This is a genomic window from Merdimmobilis hominis (assembly GCF_016901855.1).
Taxonomy (GTDB): domain Bacteria; phylum Bacillota; class Clostridia; order Oscillospirales; family Ruminococcaceae; genus Paludihabitans.
In genome coordinates this window covers 1-23,837 of the sequence record NZ_JACJKY010000028.1, presented here as the reverse complement: position 1 = coordinate 23,837, position 23,837 = coordinate 1, and the positions used below count along the sequence as shown (strand labels likewise).

Genomic DNA, 23,837 nt, shown 5'->3' with positions numbered 1-23,837 from the left:
CCCCAGACCGGGGACAGCAGCAACATGATGCTGTGGATCAGCCTGATGCTGGCCTCCTGCGGCGGCGTGCTGGGAATGCTGCTTTACAGGCGGAAAAAGGCGGCGGCCGGGAAATAGCCCGTCTGCCTGAAACCAAACGGAAAAGCCGGCGGGAAGCGGCGGACGGAAACGGGACTATGTGTCCTGGCCGCCCTTCCCCGGCTGGACCGGAAAGAAACGGAGGCGACTTATGAAAAAACTGTTTGCGGCGCTGCTGACGCTCTGTATGGTGTTTGGGATGGCCGTCCCGGCCTTTGCGGCCGGAGATCCCCTTACCATCCGCTTTTACTACGGCGGCGCGGACTACGGCAGATATAAGGAAGGCTGGATTGACGTCGGCAATATTGATACCGGCGCCGGCCGGTTCTATGCGGCAATAAACTTCGGGGATGAGGAAATTGGAGGGGACATCAATCCTGCGGACAAAAGCATCACCGGCAGCCATGACCTCATCGGTTCAGCGTGGCTGTATTATGATGTGGAGGTTGCGGACAGCTCCAGCTTCTCCGTTGCGCTCCCCAAGGGTCCGAGCTACCACTACCCCGGCAGCGAATACAGCCCGCCCGAGACCACCGAGTTTGCCGCATGGGTGGTGAGCGACGGAAACGGCGGGTATAAGGAGCTGGATGGTTCCGTCACGGCGGAGGATGTTCAGAACGCAATCGTGACGGACGAGGAAGGAAAAAGAGTCGCCGTGATCAAGGCGGCTTTTCCGGCGGTTGTCATAGACAAAAACGCGCTGACCTATGAAGAGACCGGACATCCGAAATATGCCGTCATCCTGCGAGCCAATGGCGGAACCTTTGCGGAGGATGGCAGCGACCATTTGTATGTGTGCCCGCAGTCGCTGGAATATTCCGCTCTGAACGACTTTTTCGTGGAGGCATCCTGTCCTAAGCCGTCAAACGGCGATATGGTGTTCGCCGGCTGGTACAAGGACGAGGCCTGCACCGACGGGCCGGTCACCTATCTGAACATTAACGATGATTTGAAGGAAGAACCCGCCTATGTCGCGCCCTATGTGCCGATGGATTTGTACGCAAGGTGGGAGCCGGCCGGCTTTGTGCCGGGCAATACCTCCACGCCGGCGGATGAGCCGGGCGGGCCTTCGGAAAACAATACCCCCGCCCCTTCGGACAACAGTGCCCCCGTCCCTTCGGACGAGGGAAACAGCAACCTCCCGTTTGCCATCGGCGCGATTGCCGCCATTCTGCTTTTGGGCCTGCTGACTCTGCTGTTCCTGCTGTGGAAGGGACCCGTTACCCTGAGCTTTTACTACGGCGGCGCGGACTACGGCAGTTACAGGGACGGCCTGGTGAATTTGGGCCGTGTGGATACAAAGGCCGGCAAGCTCCAGGCGGTTTACCGCTACCTTGACCCCGAGACAAAAATGTGGAAAACACTGGTCGGGACGATCAATCCGGAGGATAAGAGCATTGACAACGATGACCCGCGGCTCCTGAAGGGCAAGCTCTATTACAACAGGAAGCCGTTTCTCAGGCTTAAGTTTTCTGTCCCCCTGCCGGATGGCGTGGACTATCACTTCCCTGGCGGCGAGGGCGCCGAGCCGGTCACCGTAAGCTTTGCCGCATGGATGGTAAAGGACGGAAACGGCGGCTACAAGGCCCTGGAAGATCCCGTCACATCCAAAGCGGTAAAGCCTGCCGTGGAGACGGAGAAAGTCAAGCGGCGTAAGGTTCTCATCACGGCGGCGTTCCGTTCGGAAATGGCAGATGAGTATGCCCTGAATGACGAGAACGGGAACCCCCGATACGCCGTCAGGCTGCATGCTAACGGCGGGGCTTTTGAAGCGGACGGGACCGATCTGCTGTATATGAAGCCGCGGTCGCTGGAATTTGCAGACCAGGAGCTTTTCTATGTGGAGGCTACCTGCCTGAAACCGACGAGCAGCGGCAAGGTATTCACCGGCTGGTACAGGGATAAAGCCTGCACCGCCGGCCCGGTAACAGGGCTTAAAATCCTTGAAGAGCTGAAAGAGCGCCCTGTCAGGGAAGCGCCCTATGCGCCGATGGATCTCTACGCCAAATGGGAGACGCAGGAAAGCTGAAAACGCAGAAGGGATATCCCTTCTTTATGCTTTGGTATTCACCAAAGCATAAAGAACTTTAACTGCGGCAAAGAAGGTTATTCGTTCCGCCCTGGCTGCCTGAACCGGCGCACCGGGGAACGGATGGCATAGAACACCGAGAAAAAAAGGGGGGGTGACACACCAAAAAGAACGATCAAACCCGTGTATTCACATAAATGTTATCTTGAAAGGAGAAAAATCAATCATGAAATTGAAGCGAAAACTGCTTGCAGGACTGCTGACGCTTTGTATGGCTGTTGGAATGGCTGTGCCGGCGTTTGCGGCGAACGGCCCCTCGTCCGGGGACTACAGTTATGCATACCTCAGGCTCGGTAATTCGGAGGATGGGTATCAGACGCTCTTTGCCAACAGCGGCCAGATTGACGATGTATCAGGTGCTGTTTATGATAAGGCGAGCAACACCGTTACCCTGACCAACTACAACAACCCGACCAATATCCTTGTCGCCAACGAGATGGGTGATGATCTGAAGCTTCATCTGGTGGGAGACAACCATATCTCCGAACTGGTTGTATACGGCTTCGGCTGGGGCGGCAATCTGGAAATTACCGGAGACGGCTCCCTGACCATCAATGAAAACAAAACATCTCAGACTGCGGCGATCCGCTTTATGGCTGAGGGAACACAGGGTCTGCTCAAGGTCGGCTCAAACGCTTCTGTGACAGCGTATAAGAGCGCAGGTGAAAACACTTATTCTGCGGCCTTTGTATCTACTACCTCCTCAACCCTTCCCTTCCAAGGCAATCTGGAAGCAGCCCTTACCATGACCCCTGACTCCGGCGTGGAAGGCGAATATGCAGTGGGTGCAACTGTTATTTATGAAGATGAAGAAAGTTATGCTAACAGAACATGGCAGCTTGCCACAAAGGACAATGACGGCAAACTCTACGGCATTTACTTCTTCGAGGCTAATGAGTATTCAGAGGGTCAAACTGATGTGTTTGAGCTTGTAAAGGTTGACGGACTTGCCAGTGGAAATGAATATCTCGCGGTAGCTGTCAGCCAAACCGCCGGCGTAGCATGGCCCGAGGGCTATACTAAGGACCCCGAGGGAAAAACCGTTGACGCAAAAATTTCAAATACAATGAACATGACCTTACTTCAAAAAGACGGCGAAACCTTCTATTGGGGTCCGGATAAGATTGAATATCCTCCTGAAGGCGGAGTAGGAACATCTTGGTATTCCGTTTACAAGGGACTTACCGACAAGATGGAGATTGTGGATCATTGGGGCGATAAAAAAGAAGCTGTAATTGCAGCTCCTGTTGAGGGTATGAGAAATCTTACCAAGGATCAGGAAGGCTATCCGGAGGGATATAAGACAGTCATTGAGAAGACCGGCATGTATAGCTACTACTGCACCAATGATGTGATCAAGGCAGTGCCCGTTAAAGACCCGGTAGAGCCGACTCCGACGCCCGGTGATGAAGGAAAAATTAAGGATCTGACCAATTCCGATACCGGCGTTTCCATCTCCCTGACCGACGGCGTACCGGAGGGTGCAGAGCTTTATGCCGACACCATTGCACAGGAAAGCGTGCTGGGAAGCCGTCCGGAACTGAAAGAGGAGCTGCCGGGCCTGCTGTCCATTTACGAGATCAGCGTTAGAAAAGACGGTAAAGCTCTGGAAATCAAGGATAACCCCATGACGGTCAAAATCCCGATGAACGACCACCTGAAGGGCTACAAATACTACCAGGCGGTATATCTGGGTGACCCGCTGGAACGCTTTGATGCAGTGGTGGAAGGTGACTTCCTGGTGTTTGAGACTACCCATCTGAGCCAGTATGCTATCCTTGGCTCCAACACACCGTTTTCAACCAGTACGGTTCAGGACGGAGAGCAGACCGGCGCGGGCGATCAGTCTTCCGATACAACTAATCCGCAGACCGGGGACAGCAGCAACATGATGCTGTGGATTGGTCTTCTGGCTGCATCCGGAGCCGGCGCTGTTGGCATGACGCTTTACAGCAGAAAGAAAAAGGAACAGAATATATAACATTTTACGGCCGCCATCAGACAGATGGCGGCTGTTTTAGAAGGAAGGTGGGACTATCAAACGAATTGTGATTTTGGAACTATCAGACCAGGATAACGTTGCTTTAGAGGAAATTTCAAAGATTTTGGAGCGTCATCCTGATTTGAAGCTGATTGAAATGGTAGTTGAACCGACATTGATTTTTAACCACCTCATAATTGACACAGGAAAAAGAAAGGTATACTATAATCAGCAGGAGGTATTACTGACAACAAAAGAGTATGAACTACTTTACCGACTGGCCTTGTATGAAGGGCGGGTGTTGTCATACAGGCAGCTTTATGAGGCTGTATGGGGAGAAGATCCAATGGGAAATGAAGCCAATGCGGTAAGCTGTCATGTATACGGCCTGCGCAGAAAATTTCGTGAGATAGCACTCAGCTTACCTTCTGCTATCCGTTGTGTTCGAGAAGTTGGCTTTTGTTTTGAGGATATTACGGAATAAATAGGGGAAACGACCTGATAGCAGGTCGTTTCCCCTATTTATTTGAGCCATAAAGTCTTTTCTTACGGTGCAGTATTCAAAGGGCGGTAAAATTTGACATTATACAGCATTTTGTTGTTTGTTCTTGTCTAAACTTGCGACCGACTACGAAAATTCTACGGAAAATCTCGGAAAAATCTACAAAATTAGACGGTATAATCCCTATATCAACAATTATGAACGGGGATAAACATACCGGGCGGTTGTCCTATCCCCGCAGGGGGATAAAATGCCGGGGATAAAAAAGCAAACGGAAGCGTGATCTCAATTGGAGCGAATCTGAAATGAGGGCAACGAGCGAAAAGTATCGCCTTAATTCCTATGACGGCGAAGAACTGCCGTTTGAGAACTATATGAAACTTGACAATACAAATCCGGCTCCAGATGAAGTTGCAAAAATGATTAAAGCACTCTTTTCAATCGAGGAGTAATTTACCGAAAGGAGTATCGAAATGATATTTGAAGAAAAAACAATCATATTGAAAGATGGCAGGACCGCCATCTTAAAAAGTCCATGTGTTGAGGATGCGGAAAAATTACTGAACTACATAAAGAAATCTTGTAGTGAAACTGATTTTCTTGCACGCTATCCCGAAGAATGGACAACAACTATCGGGCAAGAGGAAGCATGGGTAAACCGCTTGCGCTCTGCCCCTGATACATTGGGTATCACCTGTTACGTTGACGGTGAGGATGCCGGCAACTGTGAGATCAGCTTCAGAGGAGACATGAAAGTATCGCATCGTGCAACCATTGCCAATGCTATTCTCAAAGACTATTGGAACCTCGGTATCGGCTCTGCAATGTTCGAGGAGCTTGTATCGGCGGCACAGAACCGAGGAACCGAGATTATGGAGCTGGAGTTCATAGAGGGCAATGACCGTGCAAGACACTTGTACGAAAAATTCGGATTCCGTGTTGTTTGCGAAAGACCGAATATGTTTAAGCTCAAGGACGGCACTTACCGAAGTGAGTTCTATATGCAGAAATACTTATGATAAAAGGCAGGATTGTCAATTACGACAACCCTGCCTTGAATATTATTTATTGCTGAAAGCCAACCATTTGACTCCGTAGGTATCGAGCGAGAAGCGATTTCCGAAATTATTCTCTACCCAGTGTTCGTAAACCCGATAGGTTCCTCGAAGTTGTTCTCTGAGTTCCGTATCGTGAGAGATTGGTTCAAGCCAGATTTCCCCATAATTTTGAAGATCCGGTTTGCTTAACGGTTTTGAATCTGGAAGTGATGCTTCATAGAACGGAGGCTGTGCCACATAAACAGAACCGGCGTTATCAAACGGTACCAAAGAACCATCAACACAAACCAGTACATTCTTTATTGAGTTTACCAATACCCATCCGAAATCGGACGACCAGACTGATTTACCATGATATATCTTTAGCAATTCACCTGGGAGGGGAAGAGAAGTTGCTGGGGGCGTTTCCTCTCTGCCAAGAAGATAATCAGTAGAAACCTGATACAGATCTGCCATCGCTTCTAAGCTTTCAATCGAAGGTGCCTTGCGTTCAGACTCCCATGCGCTGAGAGTAGATGGTGAAATATCGAGCTTGGAAGCTGCATCTTTTACAATCAGCTTTTTGCTTTTACGTGCATTCTTATATTGTCTTGCCAATCTATCACCACCTTTTTTCGCTGCAAATATTGTGTCAGAAGCGAATGTTTTAAGTTGCTCATTACAGAGCATTAATCTCATTTTCGAGGGTTTGAATATAGTCCATCAAGTCATCAAACGAAGGATATTGTCCAAACATCATTTCAGCCATATCCTCATAATCGGTACGTAGGCTATCAAAACGAAAAGCCGGAGGAACAAGCTTGATTGTTCCGGGAATTGCTTCTTCGTATTTTGCCCATTTGCGAGGGAAGAACTTCATTTTGAAGTTTACAACTTTTTTGAGGAGTTCCAGATCTTCAAAAGCAGCATTTTTGTTTTCCGAATGTGCTATGCAGTATAAATCATAGTAGTGTCTCGAATATCGTTTGGGCATTGCCAAATTTTCAGGACGGTTTGCCTCGTGATGAAGAATCGTAACCTTTTCCCAGAAGGTTCGCTCGGCTGCAGCTGTAAGGATCGTACTTGTTGCTTGGTCGAAGGCTTTGGGATAGCATTCAGCGGTATAAGGAGTAACGGATTTCTCCCTCGCAGGAGTCCAGGCTGCCAATGCACCAATCTCCAACCGGATTGCCTGCAGAATAGATTCGGTTGTAAAGATATGCGGATATTCAAAATTTATCGTCTGCGGGTCTGATTCCTCTATGTAGATGGTTGCCTCCTGCCCTATGATCTCCGAAAGATCACGCTTAAAGATAGGAAGCAAAGTGTCACGTAAGAAAACTTCTGCTCGGGCATTTGCCTCTTTGTTAAAGGCATCCTGTTTTGTGTTAGATCTATCTTCCCACGGCTCGTTGAGAGAATAACCAATGGCGCGCCAGTCTAAAATCAAATCGATGTCTTCTGAAAAGCGTGTGATAAGACCATAGCATTTAGAAAGACTGGTGCCGCCTTTGAATGTGAATACATCTTTCCACTCACATCGATGGAAAAGATAGTCCAAGGTCAGGCAGACCCAAAAGTCCTTTTCGATGATGGCTTCGTTCATTCCCATCTTTTGAGCCGTATTTCTAAAAAGAATTCTGCGCTCATCTTCAGGTAATCTCGCTATTGAATACATTTACTTCGCCTCACAAATTTTTCGGATTACAGAATAAACCCAAGCGGTTGTTTGTCTGGCCTCTTTTATGAGATTATCCTTTTCTTCTGAGGATAACTGTTTTTTGAGTTTAGTAATGACGCTTTCGTCTATATTGTCTTTCCCCAGCGCTTTGAGGGCCTGAATAACGAGCGCTGTTTTATAGGACATACCGGAGATTTCTTTGTTACTTCTGTGCTTAAAATCAATCTCGATGTTTCCGATTGTAAATTTATTGTATGGTCCATCGCTAATGTATGTCCAGTGTGCTGTTACCTGTGTTGAAAGCCCTAACTGGTTTAATGCCGTATTTCCTGAAGGAGCAATATTCCAATTAAATTTACGAGCCAAGGCAAGAGCGACATTATGAGGAGAAGGTGCTTCATATTCGCCGAGGAGCTCACTAAATTTGGGATTGTAATAGACACCACGGCATATCTTTTTTATTTTTCCATAACTATCAAGACGGTTAAGAGCTTTACGCGCAGTCTCGTAATCGGCTATATCAAGAAAGTCGGTTGCAATAAAAACAGCCTCATTTCCTGCCTCTACAATTTTTTCATATATCATATCAGAATAGAACGAACTCATAGTCACACCTCCTGTGTCCCAAATATTATATCATATTTGGGACAGTTTTGCAATAGTTATTTATATTGTTTCCAAAGCACTCTTTTTTATGCAAAAATCAAATGTCCCAAAAATAACATAAAATTTGGGACAAAATTAATTCGACTATTTTTTGATGCTTATTAACCCTTCTTTGCTCTGGAAAGTGCGATACAAATAAGTTAAACATAAGAATAATTATGTTTAACCCACAAAATGCACACGATTGAAATACTTATCTGAGTTAAACATAATCAAAATGTTTTTCTGCCAAACCGAGTTAAACATAATCTTTTTGTTGTACGGGATTACGGGTACAGACGATCAGATCGTAACCGTTGCGCTTTCCCAAATCGGGACGATGGGCGGCGATCCGTACTGGTCTTGGTACGGTTTTAATTCCCGTGTCGAGTGGTGCGCTTGCTTCGTTTCGTGGTGCGCTAACGAGTGCGGGTATATCGACGCTGGCGTAATTCCGAAATACGCAGGCTGCGTCAACGGCGTACAATGGTTTAAGGACAGAGGGCAATGGCTGGATAACAGTGCAGAGCCTACGCCGGGTATGATTATCTTCTTCGATTGGGCGGACGAAAGCGGTCAGGACGGATTATCTGACCATACGGGTATCGTCCAAAAAGTGGAAAACGGAAGAGTTTACACGGTCGAGGGCAACTCCGGGGATTCTGTTCGTCAGAACAGCTATCCGGTTGGATATTATGAGATACTCGGCTACGGTGCGCCTGCCTATTGATCGGAAGGAAAAAAACGAGCCGCTTGCTTAAAATGCAGGCGGCTTGATTACATATAAACGAACTGAATCTGAGATAGGCGTATATTTTTGAATGCACTTCATTTTTTTATTGACAATATAGTATGACATACAGTATAATAACATCAGGAGGTAACGCTGATGGGAGAAGAAAAAGATTTATTATCTACTTTGCTTTTGGAACTTCGCAGAGGGACATTGACAATTAGTGTACTCAGTCAGATGAATAAGCCGAAATACGGTTATGCTTTGGTGCAGAGCTTGGAAGAAAAAGGCGTTGCCATTGATCCCAATACCCTTTATCCGCTGCTTCGGCGTCTGGAGAGTCAGCAGCTTTTAGAAAGCAAGTGGGAAACCAGCGGAACAAAGCCGAGAAAGTATTATCAACGAACAGAGTATGGAACACAGGTCTATGAAAAGATGAAAATATATTGGAAGAATCTGTCTGCCGGAATCGAAAGGTTATTAGAGGAGGAAGAAGCGTGACACCGAATGAGAAAGATTATATGGATCGATATATTTATCAGGTAATTCGTCGGCTTCCCAAAGCACAACGAGAGGAAGTTCGTATGGAGTTGGAAGAACTGATCAGTGATATGTATGCTGATAAAGGCTCTATGGAAGAAGTGCTGACTGAACTTGGCGATCCTGCTGAATTTGCAAAGCAATATCAAAACGAACAGAAATATTTGATTGGACCTGAATATTTTGACACTTATTTGTGGTTTGTAAAAGTTGTCTTAATCTGTGCTGCCGTACCAATTTTGATTATTTCGCTGATAAATGCGATAGGAGAAATACCCGCAATCACTTCGCAGAACGCCGCCTCTGTTATTATTCGAGCTATTGTGGACGGATTGATCGTCGGAATTACCGACGCTATGCTGTCCTGCATATCCGCTTTCGGTGCAGTAACCTTGACTTTTGCCATTATGGAGCGGAAAAAGATTCAGATCGAAATGAAGAAGGCAGAGAAATGGTCAGTAGAAAGCCTGTCTGAAGAACGAAAAATTCCATCCGCCAGATGGACGCCAAAGATTTTGGAGCCTGTACCGGATAAAAAAGCAATTATAAGTCGTGGAGATAGTATTGTGGGCATTGTGTTTATCGTTATTTTCAGTGTATTGCTAATTTTTGCCCCTCATTTCTTTGCTGCGATTTTTACGGAAGGCGAAGCCATAACAACCGTACCCGTTTTCAATTTGGAACAATGGGGAATTGTTCTGCCTGTTTTTGTAATCAGTCTGCTGATTGGTCTTATAGATGAGATTTTGCGTCTGATCATCGGCGTTTATTGTAAGCTGGTAATGATCAGCAATATTTTGTGTGGGGTAATTCAGATTGTGTTAAGCGCCATTGTGCTGAAAGTTTTACCTATCTGGAATCCGAATTTTGTACTTGAGATTGAACAGGCGTTGGGTGCTAATGCAGATTCAAGCGCAAACTTTTTCACTTACTGGAACGCTGATATGGTATCCAATGGACTGCTTGCGTTTATTGTTTTTATTACTCTGTTTGAGATTGGTGTGACGATTTACAAAACGCTCCGTTATGGGGTTTCCGTAAAAAACGGTATAAATTCCAATACATAAAAATTGTAGTTTTTAGAATATTTTGATTATGGAAATAGTTTATGATGAAACAAAAATACGGTGCTGCCCATTTGGGGTAACACCGTATTTTTTCCCGCTTTTATTGATTTTTATATTTATCCATTTCAACTAACATCTTATATAAATGTTCTTGCTCGGATTTACTTTTTGCTGCGACCAGCTCGTAACATTTCATAGGATAGCTGTCGGTGCTGCTTTCGCCTATCTTCTCAAAAAGCTGAGCAAGCGAGACATTCATAGCTGAAGCAATCTTTTCGATACTTTCAAGAGTAGCGTTCTTTTCCCCTCGTTCCACTTGCCCGATATAAGTAGGGTGGCAACCGGATAACTCAGCAAGCTTCTCTTGGCTCAATCCCTTATCAATTCTATAATTGCGGACACGCTGTCCGATTGTTTTTGCAATTTCACTCATAGTTCCAGCCTCCATTCATAGTCTATAAATATTGTTTCCGTAGTTCCACAGACTATTGATATTTATTGTTGACTTTGATATACTATGAGTATTATAATTGGATTTTTTGTGCTTTTAGGCTTTGGATTGGCTGGTGATCTTTAATGAGGGAAAAAATGGCTTGCTTTACCGGACATAGAAAAATACCGCCGGAGAGCATACCGGAACTCTCTCAGCGGTTAAAAAACACCTTGCTTCGACTGATAGAAGAAGGATATATGTACTTTGGCGCAGGCGGAGCATTGGGCTTTGATACGCTGGCTGCTCAATGCGTTTTATCCTTGAGAAAGCGATATTCACATATCAAGCTGATTTTAGTCCTTCCGTGTACCACACAGACGAAAGGCTGGAGCAAAAACGACATAGCGATCTATGAGGAAATCAAAAGTCAGGCAGATAAGGTAGTATATACTTCTCACGACTATTTTCGGGGCTGTATGTTCAAAAGAAACCGCCATTTGGTAAATGGCAGCAGTGTCTGCATAGCCTATTTAACACAGGAGAAAGGCGGGACTGCGTATACGGTAAATTATGCTCGGCAAAGCAATGTGCAAGTGATAAATTTAGCTGCTCAATAGATGTGAAGAATGGGAAGATTGAAAAAAGCTCATCTCCGAATGGAAAGTATACTTGACATTTGCGCCCTTTTAGCTATAATAGAGATATGGAAAGCTGGCTTTCCATAGAAAGGAGGCGCACCGTGAAAAACCGTTTAGAGGAAATCCGGAAAGAACGGGGAATCAAGCAGGAAGAACTGGCTGCCGCACTGGAAGTATCTCGGCAGACTATCGGCTCGTTGGAAAACGGACGATACAATCCTTCAATTACATTGGCGTTTAAGCTTGCACGGTATTTTGATATGAGCATTGAAGATATTTTCATTTACGAGGAGGAAAAGCAATGAAGAAGAAAACCGGAATATATCTTATAATCGGTATTATCGGCATTGCTTTAGCTCTGATCGCAAAGTTTCTTTTACAGGACTGTTTGAGCGATTCGCAAAGCGGAGCGATGATCGGGATAGGTGCCGGATTGTTCGGCTATGGGATTGCGAAATGGTGTGTCGGTCTGTGGGGCGCAAAAAATCCTGATTTGATGAAAATCAATGAAATTGAAGAAAAAGACGAGCGCAATCAGCTCATTCGCAGCAAAGCACAGGCAATATCCGGCGAGATACTGCACTGGCTGCTGATGGCAGGCGCTTGGGTATGTATTTTTTTCGACGCACCACTATGGATTGTTCTTACTCTTGTAGGCGCTTTCCTGCTTAAAACAATCCTTGATTTTATTTTGATGGCATATTACCAGCATAAGATGTGACGGAGGATATTATGAAATTTGTAATTGAGCATTTGTCAAAAAGCTTTGAGAAAAAGGAAGTTCTCAGAGATATTGATTTTACTTTTGATGAAGGGAAAATTTATGGGCTGCTCGGCAGAAACGGCGCTGGAAAAACAACGCTGTTTAACTGCCTGAACAGGGATTTGAAGGCGGACAGCGGCAATTTCTATATAGAAGATGAAAACGGCGTCCGCCGTGAGGTGTCCGCAGAGGACATCGGATATGTACTCTCTACCCCGACCGTGCCGGAGTTTCTTACAGGCAGGGAGTTTTTGAAATTCTTTATGGACATCAACGAGAAGTCTATCAAAAATCCGAAAAGCATTGACGAGTATTTCGATTATATGAGTATTGAGCCGGAGGACAGGGATAAACTGCTCAAGGACTACTCCCACGGTATGAAAAACAAAATGCAAATGCTCATCAATATCATCGCTCAGCCGAATATCCTGCTGCTCGACGAGCCTTTGACATCCCTTGATGTGGTTGTGGCGGAAGAAATGAAACAACTGCTCCGTTCACTGAAACAAGACCGCATTACCATTTTCTCCACTCATATTATGGATTTGGCGCTTGACCTCTGCGATGAGATTGTGTTGCTTAATCACGGCGAACTGGAGGTCGTGGAGAAAACCGATCTGGACAGCAGGGAATTTAAGGATAAAATCATTGCGGCACTCAGGGAGGAAGGAAATGAATAAGACGCTTAAAATATCTTTTTCCCTGAAAAATACATACCGTGTCAACGGTGTCCTGTTTTCCTTAAAGCAGATACCGCTCGTAAAGCGGCTGCTTCCGGCAACGCTGTATCAGGTAAAGGGGCTGAAAATCTTTGCAAACATTTTGTCCGTGCTGTGGGAAATCGTTTCTGTATTCCTCGGCAAGTTCCTTTACTTTATCACGATGGTATGCGGTATCGGTATCCTTTATAACGGACTGCCGGAGAATGAGGTGTTCCTGCATATCCTGCTGATTCTCACGGTAATCGGCAGCTTTGTAAACACACACCTTTTCAATCCGACAAAGGATAAATATTATGCGATGATCCTGATGAAAATGGACGCACGAGAATATACGCTTGTAAACTATTTCTACTCCATCCTGAAGGTCGTTGTGGGCTTTTTGCCCTTTACGATTCTGTTCGGTATGGACAGAGGCGTACCTTTGTGGTTTTGTCTGCTCCTGCCCCTTTGCATAGCGGGTATGAAGCTGTTTGCGGCGGCTGTTACCCTGTGGGATTATGAGAAAAGGGGATTTGGCTACAACGAAAATAAGCTGTCCAAATATGTGTGGTGCTGTATCGCCCTGCTTTTAGCCGCAGCCTATGCTCCGCCCGCCTTTGGTTTTGCTTTGCCTGCGGTCGTACCAATGGTTATATTTTTAGCGTGTATTCCCCTTGGTATGGCAAGTATCACAAGGCTCACTACCTTCCGTGATTATTACGCAATCAACAAGGAATTATTAGCCGGATTGACCAATCAGATGGACAGCACGGCACAGACAAAGCTTATCAAACAGGCAAATGAAAAGAAAATATCCGCAGATACTTCCATTAGCAGCAACCGCAAGGGCTTCGAGTATCTGAATGAGCTGTTTATCAAAAGGCATAAAAAGATACTCTGGAACTCGACAAAGAAGATTTCCTATGTGTGCGCTTTCCTTGTCGCCGCCGTGCTGGCAGGCGTCTATCTGCTGCCCGAAGAAAAAACCGTCATTAACGAAATCGTGATGACTTGGCTTCCGTACTTTGTATTTATAATGTACGCTATCAACCGTGGCACGAACTTTACACAGGCGCTTTTTATGAACTGCGATCACAGCCTGCTGACCTATTCGTTTTATAAGCAGCCGAGCTTTATCCTGCGGCTGTTTCAGATTCGCCTGCGTGAGATTATGAAAATCAACGCTGTTCCGGCGCTCGTGATCGGTATCGGACTGGCGCTGATCCTGTTTGCCACCGGAGGGACGGACAATCCGCTGAACTATGTAGTGCTGGTTGTTTCCATCCTGTGTATGAGCCTGTTTTTCTCGATTCATTACCTGACGATTTACTATCTGCTCCAGCCTTATAACGCAGGGACGGAGCTGAAAAGCGGCACATACCGGATCGTTTTGTCAGTAACCTATGTCATCTGCTTTGCCCTTATGCGGCTGCGTATGCCGATTATGATATTTGGAATAATGACTATCGTATTCTGTGTGCTTTACAGCATTGTCGCCAGCATTTTGGTATACCGCCTTGCGCCGAAAACCTTTAGACTTAGAACATAACGGGGCGGCTTTACTGCCGGAAATCCATAAAAAGAAACGGAGGATTTATTTATGAGAAAGTGTCTCAGATGTGGAACGGAAATGAAAGAAAACTGCGCCATCAAGGTAGAAGGCGCAGGATACGGAATTATAATGTCATCGGACGAAAACAAGCTGTTCGGCGGCAGGATCGGCAAGCCGAAGGTGGCAATCTGTCCCAAGTGCGGCGAAGTCTCCATCTATGTGGAAGATGTAGAGAAGCTGTGATATGTGAAAGGTACAGCTATGAAGATCGAGATTGAAAAGGATTTTCCCCAGTATTTTAAGCCAGCCTATCCGGAAGAATTTGAGCTGTTCTCTCACTTTGAAGTAACAGCAGGAATACCGACCGTTCTCTTTGCTATCACGACTTGGAAAGAGAACGGAAAACCGAATGTGTGCTTTCATTCGTGGAGCTGCTTTCACGGAGATAAGACCGCTTTCTTTGCCGTGATGGGCAACCTGTATCAGCATACCCACACCTATGCCAATATCCAAAGAGAAAAATGCTTTTGCATTAACTTTCTCCCGATAAGCTGTTATGACAGGTTGGTAAATACCATTCATCAGAATGAATGGGACGATGACGAATTTGCCGCAGGAGGCTTTACTGTTTCCAACGCCAAAACCATTCACGCACCTGCGATCAGCGAAGCGTTTCTCACGATGGAATGTACCCTGAAAGAAATACAGGATTTAAGCGGTGCAGGTATTACGGCTATGGTCATCGGACAGGTACAGCACATCTCTGTGGAAGAAGCGTATGCACAAGGGTATGAATTAAGATATGGCAAGGACGGATTTATGCTGCTCGTGCCTGCGCCGCAAGACCTTGTTACCGGAGAGCCGAATCAGTCGGCGATTGCCACCGTGCATATTGAGAAATACGACTGATTCAAGGAGAGAGCAAAAATGGCGGTTTCAAATATAAAAGCGTTGATCACCGGCGAACTTCAAAAAGTGTGGGAGCTGGTGTTGGATATTGAAAATTACGGAGCTTGGAGAAGCGATTTGAGTAAAACAGAAGTTATCAGCGATAAGAAATTTATTGAATACACCAAAGAAGGCTACCCGACGACCTTTACCGTGACGCTTGTTGAGCCATACAGACGATGGGAATTTGATATGGAAAACAGCAATATGACAGGTCATTGGACTGGCATTTTCACTGCCAAAGGCGACGAAACAGAAATTGATTTTACAGAGCGAGTGGAAGCGAAGAAATGGTTGCTGAAGCCCTTTGTGAAATTATATTTGAAAAAGCAACAGGCACAGTTTGTTGCAGATATAAGAAAAGCATTGGGAGGAATGTAATTGTGAAAAAGATGACCGGATACTGCGGATTGGACTGCGAAAAATGCGACGCATACATAGCGACCGTCAATGATGATCAAGCATTGCGGGAGAAAACGGCAAAGCTGTGGGCAGAGTTAAACAACGCTCCTATTCTTCCAGAGCATATTAACTGCGAGGGCTGCCGTATGAATGGGGCAAAAACGGTATTTTGCGATAGCCTGTGCAGGATTCGGAAGTGTGCGTTAAATAAAGGTGTTTCCACCTGCGGAGACTGCCCGGATTTAGAAACCTGCCCGACTGTCGGGGCGATTCTTGAAAACAATCCGGCTGCTTTGGAAAATTTGAAAGGATAGAATAAATAGAGTAACAAATTTGAATTTGGAGTGAAACAGAATGATTATAATAATCGAAACCGTAATTTTATGTATCGCGTTTTTTCTAATATGTTTTTGGGGAACAGGTACAGATAACAAAAATTTAAAAAGCTATTCATCTTATCCAGATGAAGTGCAAAATCGAATAAAGAGTATTGCAGAATATCAAGGAAAATTTAAGGAAAGCAATAAAGTAGTTACATTTATATCCAATTTTCTGTTATTTCTGTTCGTACTATTTATATTAGGGTTGTTTATCAAAGAAAATGGCTTCACACATAATTTTCTTTGTTTATGTATTATAGGACAGGGATTGAATATCTTTGACTTATTTATTGTAGACCTTTTATGGTGGCGGAATACAAAGCGTGTTCGTTTAAGAAAAATACCAGAAAAGGAATTGTATCAAAATCCGAAAAAGCATATAGAAGCGTTTATCAGAGCCTTTATTATGTATCTGCTAATTGCTCTGATAGACGGATATATATTGACACTTTTATAGGAATAGATATAAGTAAATCCTAAGTTGTCGAGCTGGAAAAGGAGCGAATGAAATGGCTTTTGACTACAAGAAAGAATATAAGGAATTTTATATGCCAAAGAACAAGCCCGGTATTATAGAGATTCCGAAAATGAACTATATCGCAGTCCGGGGGAAAGGCAATCCCAATGAGGAAAACGGAGAATACAAAAACTCAATCGGCTTGCTGTACGGTATTGCTTTTACCATAAAAATGAGCTATAAGGGGACGCATAAAATTGAGGGATTCTTTGAGTATGTCGTGCCGCCCCTTGAAGGTCTTTGGTGGCAGGAAAACACACGGGGACTTGATTATGCAAGAAAAGAAGATATGCACTTTATATCTATGATCCGGCTGCCGGATTTCGTAACGAGGGAAGATTTTGAGTGGGCAGTTCAGGAAGCGACGAAAAAGAAAAAGCAGGATTTTTCAAAAGTTGAGTTTTTCCCTTATGACGAAGGATTATGTGTTCAGTGTATGCACATCGGCTCTTATGACGATGAGCCTGCCACTGTTGATTTAATGCACGACTAACATTTATTGAGTATGACTATCCTTTGGAATAGGGAAAGAAATTGTAACGGTAAATCCACCTTGTTTACCGTGATCGAAAGACACTGTACCCTTATGGGCGGAAACGATCTGTCCGACAATCAAAAGCCCTAAGCCGTGCCGTGGCTCGGTTGTCCCGCTGTCACTCATCATATAGTGGGGCGTAGTCCTGAGTTTCTCTAACTTTTCATCGGTAACGCCGACGCCGTTATCTTCTACGACTATTTTATATTCTGTATCGCTTTTTCGGACGCATACTGAAATCGTACAGCCATCAGGATTGTGCGTTTGAGAATTTGTAATCAGATTTCCGATTGCCCGCCGCAACAACTCTTTATCTCCATTTATGGCACAGGCAGTCAATGCTTCATCTGTATTCCATTCTATCGGATACTTTTCTTCCATATCTAAATTGATAAAGTCAACAACGCTTTGTCTTGCGATTGCTACGAGATTGACAGGCTCTGGATGGATCGGCTGCATATTATATTCTAACTTCGAGGCAAGATTCAGGTCATTGATGAGATTTTTCATTTTTGTACTTTGCTGACGGATAATCCGTGCCTTTTTCCTTTCGCTTTCCGGCAGGCTTTCATTGTCCTCAATCTGTCCGGCATATCCCATTACCATAGAAAGTGGTGTGCGAATGTCGTGAGAGACTCCGGAAATCCAGTTTGCTCTTGCTGTTTCCTTTCTTTGCAGGTTTCGCTTCTGTTTTTGGAGAATATCCGATGTTTGATTGATTTTAGCGGCAAGGTCTGATAAAAGTCCTTTTTCCCTGACATAAACAGGCTCGCCTGAAGGCAGCGCCTGTATGCCGTTTGTAATCGGTTTAACGGATTTCAGCAGCTTGGAATTGGCGATCATATAAATCAGGAAAATCAAAAAAACATTCACACCGATTACAATCAGGACAGTATACGGAGCGTTTTTGATGAAATCATAATCCCAGCTCGGAGACATATGTTTCCAATATCGGTCTTTCGGATAGCCTACAACGACCAATCCGTTTTCACATTCTCCCGTATAGGTAGGGTATCCGTCAATATATCCTCGTGTCAGACTTGCAATGTCGGAGATCGTATAGTGCAGAGGAACGGTATCCGGCAGATTTTCCGTGTGCCATTTTACCTCTAATGTGTCATTATCTATATAGATTGCCCACGCATTCTCCCCGCTTAACCGCTCCGTCATATCGCCGGATAAGATATATCCCGTTTCTGTTTTCTGTAAAGCTTCAGCAGTTTCTTTTGCAGTCGTCCACGGTCTGCCATTTGCCGTTTGACTTGCGGAAATAGCAGCAAGAATAATAATGTTAAGGACGATGACCAAGACTGTGCTTAACAGCAATATGCCTACAAACCGCCGAATGAGTTTCGTAATATCTTTCATATCATTTCCCCGCTAATACTAACTTGTAGCCTAAGCCTTTTACCGTAATGAGGGATACTGGCTTTGACGGGTTAGCTTCAATTTTTTCTCGGATTCTGCGGATATGCGCCATCAGCGAGTTTTCATATCCGTATGGATTATCTCCCCACGCAGCTTCGCAGAGCTGATCGATGGTTACAATTCTTCCCGCATTGCGGTAGAGCGCCAGCAGTATATCGTGTTCTTTTGCAGTCAGCGGGAAATGTTTATTTTCTTTTATCACTTCGGCACGGTCAAAGTCAATTTGGCTTCCGGCAAGTTGGACGATAGGATCTTCGCCTTTGTAGTACCGCCGCAGAATGATTCCGATACGCAGGGATAATTCTTTTGGCAGGAACGGCTTTACCATATAATCATCTGCACCAAGTCCCAATCCTTTCAGCTTGTCCTCATCTTCTCCACGGGCAGTTAAAAAGAGAACTGGGACTTCGGTAAAAGTCCGCATTTGTTCAAACAGAGAAAAGCCGTTCCCATCGGGCAGCATTACATCGAGAATGGCAAGATCAGGCTCCCAATCCCTGCATATTTTCAGAGCTTCGGCTACTGTTCCAGCAGTCTTGATTGTTTTGAAACCGTCCTGCTCTAAAATAGATGTTACCATTTCACGCAGATCAGCCTCATCATCTACGATGAGGATTTTTTTGTATTTTAAGTAATCATAGTCCATAATGCAATTCTCCTTTTTCTATATTATAGCATATCATTCCTGCATTTTCGCAGTGCAGTTCAAATGTAAGGTAAATGTAAGGTAGAGAGAAGGTTGACACAAGGTTGCGCCTTTATACTAAAGACAACAAAGGAAAGGAGATTTCACAATATGAATATAATCGAAACTCAAAATCTGACGAAAACCTACGGCGATTTCACGGCAGTATCCCATCTGAATCTCCATATTCGCAAAGGAAGCGTTTATGGATTTTTAGGTCCGAACGGGGCGGGAAAATCCACAACGATGAAAATGTTTCTCGGTTTGACGCAGCCGACAGAAGGAAGCTTTCATATTGACGGAAAAACATACCCTTCAGACCGAGTTCCCATTTTGAAGGAAGTTGGTTCATTTATTGAAGCACCCGCCTTTTACGGGAATCTGAGCGGAGAGGAAAACCTTGAAATTATACGGAAAATTCTTGGGCTTCCAAAAAGCTGTGTCGATGACGCTCTGGAGCTTGTCGGCTTAACTGAATTTAGAAAAAGACTGGCAAAAAAATACTCTCTTGGTATGAAGCAGCGTTTAGGTTTAGCAGGCGCATTGATCGGCAGACCGCCGATCCTGATTCTCGACGAGCCGACCAATGGGCTCGATCCGGTGGGTATTCACGAGATACGCACCCTGATTCGTTCCCTGCCGCAGAAATATGACTGCACGGTATTGGTTTCTTCTCACTTGCTTCCTGAAGTAGAACTTATGGCTGACGATATTGGTATTCTGAATCACGGTCATCTACTGTTTGAAGGAACAAAGGAAGAATTGAAAACAAGCGCTCGTGCCGCCGGATTTCCAACGGATAATCTGGAAGATACTTTCCTTGCTATGATTGATGAAGATAATCGCAGGAGAGGAGGTACGGTATGAGTCCCTTAATCGAATCTAAAAAGCTGAAGCGCACAGGCTATCTCCCTGCGTTTTTGGCAGGCGGCTTTCTTGCAGCAGCTTTTCCGGTTGTCTATATGATGGTAAAAGCAGAGGAAATGACTGCACTCTCAGGCAATCCGATCAACATACTGATGTCTGCGAACTGGCAGATGATGGCGATGTTGAACATTCTCATTTCCATTTGCGGTGCTTGTATGATGTACCACACGGAATATGCCGATAACGGTATGCAGAAAATGTCGGTACTGCCCATTCGTCAAGGCAGTATGTTCTTTGGAAAATTTCTAATTGCCGCTTTGGTATTATCCGCAATGGTGGTCATAGAAATGGCAGTCTTAGTCGGCTGTGCAAAGTATTGGTTTCCAAGTTATGTGTTTGACCTGACCGAAATATTGAAAACCGCAGGTTTCCAAATTATAGTTACGCTGCCGACCGTAATGCTTATGCTGGTTATTGCGTCTGCCTGTAAGAATATGTGGGTATCCCTCGGTATTGGCGTGATTTTAGTATTTACGCTTTCCATTCTTCCGCAGGATAATATTGTGCTGAGCCTGTTTCCGTTTGCTTCCCCGTATCAAATGCTCTCTGCGGCAGTGGAAAATAGCCGTACAGCCTTATTTTTAGCTGTTTGCGGGATTGAAACGGTCGTGTTCGGTATTGCAGAAGTCCTTTATCTGCAAGTAAGGAGGTGTTTTGAATGAATTTCTTATCATTAGTCGGAGTGGAACTCAAAAAAATCCGCCGCTCCAAAATCTTATTGATCTTGCTGATCCCTGTTATTATGATGTGGATTCCAAGCATTATCAATGCGGATATGAACTTCGACCTGAGAGGAATCCCGATTACGCCGGAAAACAACTTTTTCATTCAGGGCTTTATGGGTATGGTTTGGTTTATGATCCCGGCATCGCTGGTCATCTGTACGGTACTGCTGAATCAAACGGAACGCTCCAATAAAGGAATTTTGAAAATGCTGTCCCTGCCGATTAGCACAACGAAACTATGTCTTGCTAAATTCACAGTCCTGATTTTGTTGGCGGCATTTCAGATGGTTATGTCCATAGGAGCGTACTATATCTGTGCGGCAATCGTTACCCATACGCAGGATTATAATTTTATCCTTGAGCCGTTATATGTCTGCAAAAATGTATGCAGTATCTATGCCGCTGCAATTCCAATGGCTGCTGTATACCTTGCGGTTTCCACTTTAATTCAATCTCCCATTTTTTCGGTCGGTATCGGTCTGGCTTCGATTGTACCTTCCGTGCTTATGATAAACACAAAAATCTGGTTTGCCTACCCGATGAGCTACCCGTTCTATCTGATAATGGTGGCGTATGGGAGAGCTGCTGAAGGTGTTTATGAAACACAAATCGTTTGGCTTCCGTGGTTGCCTGTTGCAGTCGGAATCACTATTTTGGCACTTGTCGTATCCTGTATGCGATACGGCGCATCTGAAAGGAGATAACTACAATGAAAAACAAAATTTTAACTGCGATTTCTACCATTATGCTCTTTGTCCCATGGACGATCCTGCCACTGCGTACCTTTGATTGGGCGCTGGAATCCCCGGTAGCGGAGATTATGGTTTACAGTTACGCCGCCTTTATGATTTTTTCAGGTATCTTTTCCATTCTCAGCTATACCAAAGGAAAAGTAAAATCCAAACTTATGCAGGTATGTGTCGTGATTAACAGTATTTATGCGGTTGGCGCAATCGCAATTATCGGTATGAATATTGTAACGAGGATTGGCGGGTGATGATATGAAAAAAATAAAAATTCTGACTGCCGTTTTGCTTTCCTTATGTTTGGCTTTTGCTGTTACAGGGTGCAGCGGCGACAACCTGAAAGATAGTGTTATAAACGGCTTTAATGATATGCTCCAGCATTTCAGCAAATATGCCCTTACGGACGAAAAAGATTTGCAGGGCGATAAGACCAAAGGGGAAGATACCTATACCGGCTCCTATACAGCAGATTATGAGGATTTCAATGATAAAGAATATATCTTTGGAGGTACTGCGTTAGAACGGGATAAAGGAAGTGAGCTTACTGTAACTTACGAGTTGACGGTTGATTCCGGCACGGCAAGGCTTTACTGGCTTGACAAGGGCGAGGAAAAAATGATTGCCGATACAAGTAAAAATGGAACATATTCCGTTACCCTTGATGAAGGCGACAACTATCTTACTTTAGAAGGCAATGATTTTTGCGGCTCATTGCAGGTGGTTGTGGAATGATTGCAAAAGCAAGAACAAATCCGCTAAATCTTTGTGCTATGCCTAATACTTTGGAATGTTCGATAAACCGCTAATTCACTCTTGTTCAGATAAAGCAGAGCCGGATTTAATTCGCCATTGTCGTCATTTAACTCGCCATTTAATTTGCCATTCCGTATTGTCGCATTGAGCATAAAAGCGTTATCAATTTTATTTACCATTTTATAGCATAACATTGAGTAGCGAAAAGAACGAAAACCGCAGGACTTCGATATATAGCTCTGCGGCTTTCAGCTTTTCGATACTTTAGTCTCTTTTGATATGCTTTTGTATATCTTCCACAGACGGGAGTTGTTTGCTCAAAGCTTCAGGAAGCTCACTTGTAACTTTGTATTCGCTGACACCGATTGGCTTTGACATATCTTTTAAGGCATATTCAGCGACTAATGCGTTTTTGCTTTTGCACAGCAACAGACCGATAGAAGGATTGTCATTATCCTTTTTCAAAATACCGTCAACGGCTGCGAGATAAAAGTTAAGCTGTCCAGCATATTCCGGCTTAAATTCTCCGGTTTTCAGCTCAATCACAACATAGCAGCGAAGATTAAGGTTGTAGAACAGAAGATCAATGTAAAAATCATCGCCGCCGACATTGAGATGATATTGATTGCCGAGAAACGCAAATCCCGTTCCCAATTCTAAAAGCAGCTTCGTAACATCCTGAACAAGAGCCTGCTCTATATCCCGTTCTACCATATCTTCCTTGAAAGGGATAAAATCAAAAATGTATGGATCTTTCATTGTTTGTACGGCAAGCTCACTCTGCGGCGAAGCAAGTCGGCTTTCAAAGTTTGAAATTTTATCAGCAATAGCCTGCCGTTCATATAAGCCGCTTTCAATCTGATGAATCAAGACATTATGCGACCAGCCATTTTCTGCGGTCTTTCGTATATACCACTCTCTTTGCTTTTCTCCTTTAACCTTATCCAAAATTGCAACATTGTGCGACCACGGAATTTGTGCAGACACCGTCTGCACAAATTGCTCATCAGGATAAGTGCTTGCAAATTTTGACATATATTTAAGGTTGCGAACAGAATAGCCCTTTGCGTTCGGGAACGAGAGCTTAATATCAGCCGCCAGATTTTCAATAAATTTATTGCCCCAAGATTTATGCTCGTTTATGATTTTTCCGATATCTTAACACGGCGATAGCCATAGGTTCTATGTGCTTTCTTGTGGCATTCCACGATTAAATCTGCAATCACTTTGTCCTTGTCGGGCTCGTCTTTTCGATTCAACCATTTGTAATATCCGCTACGGGATACTTCAAGCAGCTTGCAGAGTTCTTCGACCGTGAAACGATCTCTGAACCGATGAATTACTTTGTACC

At 44.6% G+C, this 23,837-nt stretch carries 30 protein-coding genes and 3 pseudogenes; 25 read left to right on the top strand and 8 right to left on the bottom strand.

Annotated features, from left to right (window positions below):
- The 6 genes from H6A12_RS13820 to H6A12_RS11860 form a co-directional block, all read left to right on the top strand.
- On the top strand, window positions 1-117 hold a 117-nt coding region (locus H6A12_RS13820; RefSeq protein ID WP_204448161.1), incomplete at its 5' end, for an LPXTG cell wall anchor domain-containing protein.
- A 112-nt stretch (window positions 118-229) separates the two neighbouring features.
- Entirely contained in the window at window positions 230-2,107 is a 1,878-nt protein-coding gene (locus H6A12_RS11880) for an InlB B-repeat-containing protein (protein WP_204448155.1), read from the top strand.
- Window positions 2,108-2,333: 226 nt separating this feature from the next.
- The gene (locus tag H6A12_RS11875; RefSeq protein WP_243415503.1) at window positions 2,334-4,148 is read left to right on the top strand and encodes an LPXTG cell wall anchor domain-containing protein; all 1,815 of its coding nucleotides are present in this window, start codon (window positions 2,334-2,336) and stop codon (window positions 4,146-4,148) included.
- Between the two features lie 73 nt (window positions 4,149-4,221).
- Window positions 4,222-4,632 carry a winged helix-turn-helix domain-containing protein gene (locus H6A12_RS11870; protein ID WP_143052378.1) on the top strand — a complete coding sequence of 137 codons (411 nt, stop codon included), beginning with the start codon at window positions 4,222-4,224 and terminating at the stop codon, window positions 4,630-4,632.
- 323 nt (window positions 4,633-4,955) lie between these two features.
- Complete coding sequence (locus tag H6A12_RS11865) at window positions 4,956-5,102, top strand: hypothetical protein (protein WP_158099321.1); 147 nt, start codon at window positions 4,956-4,958, stop codon at window positions 5,100-5,102.
- Window positions 5,103-5,123: 21 nt separating this feature from the next.
- Window positions 5,124-5,669, top strand: coding sequence for a GNAT family N-acetyltransferase (locus tag H6A12_RS11860; protein WP_087252975.1), 546 nt, complete (start codon window positions 5,124-5,126; stop codon window positions 5,667-5,669).
- Between the two features lie 42 nt (window positions 5,670-5,711).
- Here the strand turns inward: H6A12_RS11860 and H6A12_RS11855 are convergent, their stop codons facing one another.
- The 3 genes from H6A12_RS11855 to H6A12_RS11845 form a co-directional block, all read right to left on the bottom strand.
- Window positions 5,712-6,305, bottom strand: a complete 594-nt coding sequence (locus tag H6A12_RS11855) for a helix-turn-helix domain-containing protein (RefSeq protein ID WP_204448152.1) — start codon at window positions 6,303-6,305, stop codon at window positions 5,712-5,714.
- A 61-nt stretch (window positions 6,306-6,366) separates the two neighbouring features.
- Window positions 6,367-7,365 carry a nucleotidyl transferase AbiEii/AbiGii toxin family protein gene (locus H6A12_RS11850; RefSeq protein ID WP_087252979.1) on the bottom strand — a complete coding sequence of 333 codons (999 nt, stop codon included), beginning with the start codon at window positions 7,363-7,365 and terminating at the stop codon, window positions 6,367-6,369.
- Entirely contained in the window at window positions 7,366-7,974 is a 609-nt protein-coding gene (locus H6A12_RS11845) for a DUF6088 family protein (protein WP_087252981.1), read from the bottom strand.
- Window positions 7,975-8,287: 313 nt separating this feature from the next.
- Here H6A12_RS11845 and H6A12_RS11840 point away from each other — a divergent pair.
- The 3 genes and pseudogenes from H6A12_RS11840 to H6A12_RS11830 all read left to right on the top strand — a co-directional run.
- A pseudogene (locus H6A12_RS11840) lies at window positions 8,288-8,743 on the top strand (CHAP domain-containing protein); the annotation flags it as partial.
- Between the two features lie 159 nt (window positions 8,744-8,902).
- The gene (locus H6A12_RS11835; RefSeq protein WP_055194914.1) at window positions 8,903-9,247 is read left to right on the top strand and encodes a PadR family transcriptional regulator; all 345 of its coding nucleotides are present in this window, start codon (window positions 8,903-8,905) and stop codon (window positions 9,245-9,247) included.
- On the top strand, window positions 9,244-10,353 hold the full coding sequence (locus H6A12_RS11830) for an HAAS signaling domain-containing protein (protein ID WP_204448150.1): 1,110 nt from the start codon (window positions 9,244-9,246) through the stop codon (window positions 10,351-10,353). Before H6A12_RS11835 ends, H6A12_RS11830 begins: the two co-directional genes overlap by 4 nt.
- 100 nt (window positions 10,354-10,453) lie before the next feature.
- Here H6A12_RS11830 and H6A12_RS11825 read toward each other — a convergent pair whose 3' ends face one another.
- Window positions 10,454-10,786 carry a helix-turn-helix domain-containing protein gene (locus H6A12_RS11825; protein ID WP_021950633.1) on the bottom strand — a complete coding sequence of 111 codons (333 nt, stop codon included), beginning with the start codon at window positions 10,784-10,786 and terminating at the stop codon, window positions 10,454-10,456.
- Window positions 10,787-10,941: 155 nt separating this feature from the next.
- On the opposite strand from H6A12_RS11825, the gene H6A12_RS11820 reads away from it, so the two are divergent.
- The 11 genes and pseudogenes from H6A12_RS11820 to H6A12_RS11770 all read left to right on the top strand — a co-directional run.
- On the top strand, window positions 10,942-11,403 hold the full coding sequence (locus H6A12_RS11820) for an SLOG family protein (protein WP_345941250.1): 462 nt from the start codon (window positions 10,942-10,944) through the stop codon (window positions 11,401-11,403).
- 122 nt (window positions 11,404-11,525) lie between these two features.
- Window positions 11,526-11,729 carry a helix-turn-helix domain-containing protein gene (locus H6A12_RS11815; protein WP_178200657.1) on the top strand — a complete coding sequence of 68 codons (204 nt, stop codon included), beginning with the start codon at window positions 11,526-11,528 and terminating at the stop codon, window positions 11,727-11,729.
- Window positions 11,726-12,145, top strand: a complete 420-nt coding sequence (locus H6A12_RS11810; protein WP_204448146.1) for a hypothetical protein — start codon at window positions 11,726-11,728, stop codon at window positions 12,143-12,145. The genes H6A12_RS11815 and H6A12_RS11810 overlap by 4 nt, the downstream gene beginning before the upstream one ends.
- A gap of 11 nt (window positions 12,146-12,156) precedes the next feature.
- The gene (locus tag H6A12_RS11805) at window positions 12,157-12,867 is read left to right on the top strand and encodes an ATP-binding cassette domain-containing protein (protein WP_055056837.1); all 711 of its coding nucleotides are present in this window, start codon (window positions 12,157-12,159) and stop codon (window positions 12,865-12,867) included.
- Entirely contained in the window at window positions 12,860-14,437 is a 1,578-nt protein-coding gene (locus tag H6A12_RS13490) for a hypothetical protein (RefSeq protein WP_015518004.1), read from the top strand. The genes H6A12_RS11805 and H6A12_RS13490 overlap by 8 nt, the downstream gene beginning before the upstream one ends.
- Before the next feature lie 51 nt (window positions 14,438-14,488).
- Window positions 14,489-14,683: a hypothetical protein gene (locus tag H6A12_RS11795; protein ID WP_015518005.1), complete on the top strand. Its 195-nt coding sequence runs from the start codon at window positions 14,489-14,491 to the stop codon at window positions 14,681-14,683.
- 18 nt (window positions 14,684-14,701) lie between these two features.
- Window positions 14,702-15,349, top strand: coding sequence for a flavin reductase family protein (locus H6A12_RS11790; RefSeq protein ID WP_204448144.1), 648 nt, complete (start codon window positions 14,702-14,704; stop codon window positions 15,347-15,349).
- An 18-nt stretch (window positions 15,350-15,367) separates the two neighbouring features.
- The gene (locus tag H6A12_RS11785; protein WP_204448142.1) at window positions 15,368-15,769 is read left to right on the top strand and encodes an SRPBCC family protein; all 402 of its coding nucleotides are present in this window, start codon (window positions 15,368-15,370) and stop codon (window positions 15,767-15,769) included.
- A gap of 11 nt (window positions 15,770-15,780) precedes the next feature.
- The gene (locus H6A12_RS11780) at window positions 15,781-16,104 is read left to right on the top strand and encodes a DUF3795 domain-containing protein (RefSeq protein WP_207753224.1); all 324 of its coding nucleotides are present in this window, start codon (window positions 15,781-15,783) and stop codon (window positions 16,102-16,104) included.
- Window positions 16,105-16,144: 40 nt separating this feature from the next.
- Complete coding sequence (locus H6A12_RS11775; RefSeq protein ID WP_087297376.1) at window positions 16,145-16,627, top strand: ABC transporter permease; 483 nt, start codon at window positions 16,145-16,147, stop codon at window positions 16,625-16,627.
- A 52-nt stretch (window positions 16,628-16,679) separates the two neighbouring features.
- A pseudogene (locus H6A12_RS11770) lies at window positions 16,680-17,171 on the top strand (GyrI-like domain-containing protein); the annotation flags it as partial.
- Window positions 17,172-17,183: 12 nt separating this feature from the next.
- On the opposite strand, the gene H6A12_RS11765 reads toward H6A12_RS11770, so the two are convergent.
- Both H6A12_RS11765 and H6A12_RS11760 read right to left on the bottom strand, forming a co-directional pair.
- Window positions 17,184-18,590, bottom strand: coding sequence for a sensor histidine kinase (locus tag H6A12_RS11765; protein WP_204448135.1), 1,407 nt, complete (start codon window positions 18,588-18,590; stop codon window positions 17,184-17,186).
- A 1-nt stretch (window position 18,591) separates the two neighbouring features.
- The gene (locus tag H6A12_RS11760; protein WP_204448134.1) at window positions 18,592-19,296 is read right to left on the bottom strand and encodes a response regulator transcription factor; all 705 of its coding nucleotides are present in this window, start codon (window positions 19,294-19,296) and stop codon (window positions 18,592-18,594) included.
- Window positions 19,297-19,446: 150 nt separating this feature from the next.
- Between H6A12_RS11760 and H6A12_RS11755 the strand changes: the two genes are divergently transcribed.
- From H6A12_RS11755 to H6A12_RS11735, 5 genes are read left to right on the top strand one after another with little or no spacing between them, the layout of a single operon-like run.
- Window positions 19,447-20,202 (top strand): ABC transporter ATP-binding protein, encoded by a 756-nt coding sequence (locus H6A12_RS11755; protein ID WP_204448133.1) that lies wholly within the window; start codon window positions 19,447-19,449, stop codon window positions 20,200-20,202.
- Window positions 20,199-20,924: an ABC transporter permease gene (locus H6A12_RS11750; protein ID WP_204448132.1), complete on the top strand. Its 726-nt coding sequence runs from the start codon at window positions 20,199-20,201 to the stop codon at window positions 20,922-20,924. Before H6A12_RS11755 ends, H6A12_RS11750 begins: the two co-directional genes overlap by 4 nt.
- Complete coding sequence (locus tag H6A12_RS11745) at window positions 20,921-21,691, top strand: ABC transporter permease (protein WP_204448131.1); 771 nt, start codon at window positions 20,921-20,923, stop codon at window positions 21,689-21,691. Before H6A12_RS11750 ends, H6A12_RS11745 begins: the two co-directional genes overlap by 4 nt.
- A gap of 5 nt (window positions 21,692-21,696) precedes the next feature.
- Window positions 21,697-21,984, top strand: coding sequence for a hypothetical protein (locus tag H6A12_RS11740; RefSeq protein WP_055056853.1), 288 nt, complete (start codon window positions 21,697-21,699; stop codon window positions 21,982-21,984).
- Between the two features lie 4 nt (window positions 21,985-21,988).
- Window positions 21,989-22,465 (top strand): hypothetical protein, encoded by a 477-nt coding sequence (locus tag H6A12_RS11735; protein WP_204448129.1) that lies wholly within the window; start codon window positions 21,989-21,991, stop codon window positions 22,463-22,465.
- Between the two features lie 285 nt (window positions 22,466-22,750).
- Here the strand turns inward: H6A12_RS11735 and H6A12_RS11730 are convergent, their stop codons facing one another.
- Both H6A12_RS11730 and H6A12_RS11725 read right to left on the bottom strand, forming a co-directional pair.
- Entirely contained in the window at window positions 22,751-23,587 is an 837-nt protein-coding gene (locus H6A12_RS11730; protein WP_430623640.1) for a PDDEXK nuclease domain-containing protein, read from the bottom strand.
- A gap of 38 nt (window positions 23,588-23,625) precedes the next feature.
- Window positions 23,626-23,837, bottom strand: a pseudogene (locus tag H6A12_RS11725) (IS3 family transposase); the annotation flags it as partial.

Excerpts from the sequence above, each read along its gene's own strand:
- H6A12_RS11875 (WP_243415503.1), top strand. The coding sequence starts at position 2,334 with ATGAAATTGAAGCGAAAACTGCTTGCAGGACTGCTGACGCTTTGTATG.
- H6A12_RS11880 (WP_204448155.1), top strand. The coding sequence starts at position 230 with ATGAAAAAACTGTTTGCGGCGCTGCTGACGCTCTGTATGGTGTTTGGG.
- H6A12_RS11745 (WP_204448131.1), top strand. The coding sequence starts at position 20,921 with ATGAATTTCTTATCATTAGTCGGAGTGGAACTCAAAAAAATCCGCCGC.
- H6A12_RS11845 (WP_087252981.1), bottom strand. The coding sequence starts at position 7,974 with ATGAGTTCGTTCTATTCTGATATGATATATGAAAAAATTGTAGAGGCA.
- H6A12_RS11740 (WP_055056853.1), top strand. The coding sequence starts at position 21,697 with ATGAAAAACAAAATTTTAACTGCGATTTCTACCATTATGCTCTTTGTC.
- H6A12_RS11860 (WP_087252975.1), top strand. The coding sequence starts at position 5,124 with ATGATATTTGAAGAAAAAACAATCATATTGAAAGATGGCAGGACCGCC.
- H6A12_RS11760 (WP_204448134.1), bottom strand. The coding sequence starts at position 19,296 with ATGGACTATGATTACTTAAAATACAAAAAAATCCTCATCGTAGATGAT.
- H6A12_RS11820 (WP_345941250.1), top strand. The coding sequence starts at position 10,942 with ATGGCTTGCTTTACCGGACATAGAAAAATACCGCCGGAGAGCATACCG.
- H6A12_RS11790 (WP_204448144.1), top strand. The coding sequence starts at position 14,702 with ATGAAGATCGAGATTGAAAAGGATTTTCCCCAGTATTTTAAGCCAGCC.
- H6A12_RS13490 (WP_015518004.1), top strand. The coding sequence starts at position 12,860 with ATGAATAAGACGCTTAAAATATCTTTTTCCCTGAAAAATACATACCGT.
- H6A12_RS11850 (WP_087252979.1), bottom strand. The coding sequence starts at position 7,365 with ATGTATTCAATAGCGAGATTACCTGAAGATGAGCGCAGAATTCTTTTT.
- H6A12_RS11785 (WP_204448142.1), top strand. The coding sequence starts at position 15,368 with ATGGCGGTTTCAAATATAAAAGCGTTGATCACCGGCGAACTTCAAAAA.
- H6A12_RS11865 (WP_158099321.1), top strand. The coding sequence starts at position 4,956 with ATGAGGGCAACGAGCGAAAAGTATCGCCTTAATTCCTATGACGGCGAA.
- H6A12_RS11795 (WP_015518005.1), top strand. The coding sequence starts at position 14,489 with ATGAGAAAGTGTCTCAGATGTGGAACGGAAATGAAAGAAAACTGCGCC.
- H6A12_RS11765 (WP_204448135.1), bottom strand. The coding sequence starts at position 18,590 with ATGAAAGATATTACGAAACTCATTCGGCGGTTTGTAGGCATATTGCTG.
- H6A12_RS11835 (WP_055194914.1), top strand. The coding sequence starts at position 8,903 with ATGGGAGAAGAAAAAGATTTATTATCTACTTTGCTTTTGGAACTTCGC.
- H6A12_RS11810 (WP_204448146.1), top strand. The coding sequence starts at position 11,726 with ATGAAGAAGAAAACCGGAATATATCTTATAATCGGTATTATCGGCATT.
- H6A12_RS11750 (WP_204448132.1), top strand. The coding sequence starts at position 20,199 with ATGAGTCCCTTAATCGAATCTAAAAAGCTGAAGCGCACAGGCTATCTC.
- H6A12_RS11825 (WP_021950633.1), bottom strand. The coding sequence starts at position 10,786 with ATGAGTGAAATTGCAAAAACAATCGGACAGCGTGTCCGCAATTATAGA.
- H6A12_RS11755 (WP_204448133.1), top strand. The coding sequence starts at position 19,447 with ATGAATATAATCGAAACTCAAAATCTGACGAAAACCTACGGCGATTTC.
- H6A12_RS11805 (WP_055056837.1), top strand. The coding sequence starts at position 12,157 with ATGAAATTTGTAATTGAGCATTTGTCAAAAAGCTTTGAGAAAAAGGAA.
- H6A12_RS11735 (WP_204448129.1), top strand. The coding sequence starts at position 21,989 with ATGAAAAAAATAAAAATTCTGACTGCCGTTTTGCTTTCCTTATGTTTG.
- H6A12_RS11780 (WP_207753224.1), top strand. The coding sequence starts at position 15,781 with ATGACCGGATACTGCGGATTGGACTGCGAAAAATGCGACGCATACATA.
- H6A12_RS11775 (WP_087297376.1), top strand. The coding sequence starts at position 16,145 with ATGATTATAATAATCGAAACCGTAATTTTATGTATCGCGTTTTTTCTA.